Origin of the sequence: Bacteroides ilei, from assembly GCF_900128495.1 — a bacterium.
GTDB lineage: Bacteria > Bacteroidota > Bacteroidia > Bacteroidales > Bacteroidaceae > Phocaeicola > Phocaeicola ilei.
This window is the reverse complement of sequence record NZ_LT635811.1, coordinates 1-3013: the sequence shown is the minus strand read 5'-3', so window position 1 is coordinate 3013 and position 3013 is coordinate 1. Positions and strand designations below refer to the sequence as shown.

Here is a 3013-nt window from a genome sequence, read left to right as displayed (position 1 = left end):
AACTGATATAAATTGTAACATATGGGTTCAACAAAACAATAGCGGCTGATACTATTAGGTTCATAGTGACAGTCGCTATTGTTGTATATAAAGGTTTAATACCTGTAGTTGGCCGAATACTTACTTTAATCGTACCTTATGGAATTGAAACGAATGATATATCTAGTGGAAATAAAATTAAAGTAGAGTTTTAATCGTACCTTATGGAATTGAAACGCCGGGAGTAATGAAGTTCAGATATGCTTTACAAGCGTTTTAATCGTACCTTATGGAATTGAAACTATTAGCGAAATCGAGGATAAAGTGGATTCACTCACGTTTTAATCGTACCTTATGGAATTGAAACGTAAAATAACAATTCTCCTGAAATGTACCATAACCCGTTTTAATCGTACCTTATGGAATTGAAACGTCGTACTTTTTATTACAGATTGTGTAACAAAATGTCGTTTTAATCGTACCTTATGGAATTGAAACCCGATAGAATCTTCCAGAACTGATGAAAGGCTTTGTTGTTTTAATCGTACCTTATGGAATTGAAACAAGTGGCAGAATGGTATGTATCTATGGTCAAGACAGTTTTAATCGTACCTTATGGAATTGAAACCATCTATGTATCTTACTTCAAGTGAGCCGTTCACGGTTTTAATCGTACCTTATGGAATTGAAACCATCGTGTATCGGCGCATAGAACTTCACGCTGTATTCGTTTTAATCGTACCTTATGGAATTGAAACAGAAGTTAGAATGTAAGCAGAAGACACCGCAGGCTGGTTTTAATCGTACCTTATGGAATTGAAACAAGGTAATAAACGCAATATGAAATCATAAAAAGAAGGTTTTAATCGTACCTTATGGAATTGAAACTTTATCATCTGAAGTATTTGTAGCAAGTTTGAGTCGTTTTAATCGTACCTTATGGAATTGAAACATGAAATCTGTAATAGAAAACAAATCACGAACAGAGTTTTAATCGTACCTTATGGAATTGAAACTCGACAGCCTGGGCAACCTTCTAGCGAAGATGAGAGTTTTAATCGTACCTTATGGAATTGAAACTCCCATGTGCCGGTGAACTGGAATATCTGTGAATCGTTTTAATCGTACCTTATGGAATTGAAACGACAGAAAGGTGTTCCTGTTTGGAAACAAGTTGTGTCGTTTTAATCGTACCTTATGGAATTGAAACATCTTACTACTTACGTGCAGTACAACCCGGATACGGGTTTTAATCGTACCTTATGGAATTGAAACCTAGAAAGATTTATAATAGGTTCGGTGTAAAAAGGTTTTAATCGTACCTTATGGAATTGAAACCACCTTACCGTCTTTCATCAAGCAGGGATTTTGGCGGTTTTAATCGTACCTTATGGAATTGAAACGCCATTTTCAGGCCTGTGCAAGCTGGAACTGCATTGTTTTAATCGTACCTTATGGAATTGAAACAGACCATCGTCTGCGAGAGGCTCTATCAATATGATGTTTTAATCGTACCTTATGGAATTGAAACGACACACGCCAGGCCGCCGGACACACGCCAGACCGTTTTAATCGTACCTTATGGAATTGAAACTCATCTTTTCGTTGTGCTGGCTTTTCTGCCGGCTTACGTTTTAATCGTACCTTATGGAATTGAAACTATTTCCCGGATTTCTTGTCCAAAGCGGCGGAGAAAGGTTTTAATCGTACCTTATGGAATTGAAACAAGATTTTATCCCAGTCCATCCCTTTCTTCATTTCGTTTTAATCGTACCTTATGGAATTGAAACATGGCCAGTTTGGAAGAGAAATTCTAAACGGGTTAGTTTTAATCGTACCTTATGGAATTGAAACTTTCTCTCTTTTCCACATAGCTGAAAGTTCCGCTATGTTTTAATCGTACCTTATGGAATTGAAACGGTGAGACGGCTGTCATCAAACCCGTGGCTCGTAAGTTTTAATCGTACCTTATGGAATTGAAACTTGAGGCTGTTCACTGTGTAGCGCATTACCCCATCGTTTTAATCGTACCTTATGGAATTGAAACAGGACAAAAACAGCAGAACCCCGTCAGTCTTTTGGTTTTAATCATACCTTATGGAATTGAAACTACCGGGACACTATAAAGTACGAAAGAACACTGAGTTTTAATCGTACCTTATGGAATTGAAACATCAATGACGTTCATCAAAGCTGTTTCGTTATCAAACGGTTTTAATCGTACCTTATGGAATTGAAACTTTGCAAATCAAAGAATAAATGGTTTTGTGAAATAGTTTTAATCGTACCTTATGGAATTGAAACTCTGAGTTTGAGCCTTTTTTTACGGCATTCCCTTTATTTTAATCGTACCTTATGGAATTGACAAACATCGGGATAAATGAACTAATGAAAGTCCTAACCGTACCTTATACATTCAAACCGAAATACATTCCACCTCAGCCGCATACCTCTGGTCTTATACGGAAAACACCTTGCCATCCCCCCGCAAACACCTTGACGAATTACCCGGAAGAACTTCATCTTTCCGGGAAAAGATGCTGACATTTCCAGGAAACGCCTTCATCTTTTTCCGGGGGTACCGTTCCACGCCCCGCAGGCAGCCGGAAAAGCGGCCTTGCACCTGCCGGCCAGGCAGGGTACGGAACGGCGGGATTCCAGGGTACTATCAGAACTATCAAAACTATCACCTATACATATTCTTATACCATGAATGACCCTTCTTGATGTACATATTCCCCTCTTTTTCAAGGTATAAATCCTGTTTCGCCTCCCTCAGTATCCTATCACCGGTGGCTACGGAAACACCGTTCTCCACACATACCTTGAGGAAATCGGCGCGGGTGAAGCGGGTGGGCATCTTGCCCAGCACCACACGGTACTTGAAGTAGTAGTTCATCTGCCGGGGTGATAGTATCGGTCAAACGGTACCATCGTAGCGCACGAATCGGTACCATCATAGCGGAGGAACCGGTACCGCTATAGCGGAGGAATCGGTACCATTGTAGCGCTTGAATCGGTACCAAGAAAATCA

General features: G+C 39.7%; 1 protein-coding gene and 1 CRISPR repeat array. The gene reads right to left on the bottom strand.

All coding sequences use genetic code 11. The features are described 5' to 3' along the window. Positions 1–122: 122 nt before the first annotated feature. Positions 123–2347: a CRISPR direct-repeat array (repeat unit 29 nt; unit sequence GTTTTAATCGTACCTTATGGAATTGAAAC). 318 nt (positions 2348–2665) lie between these two features. Beyond that, positions 2666–2878, bottom strand: a complete 213-nt coding sequence (locus BQ7489_RS17170) for a hypothetical protein (protein ID WP_072532381.1) — start codon at positions 2876–2878, stop codon at positions 2666–2668. Positions 2879–3013 lie beyond the last annotated feature (135 nt).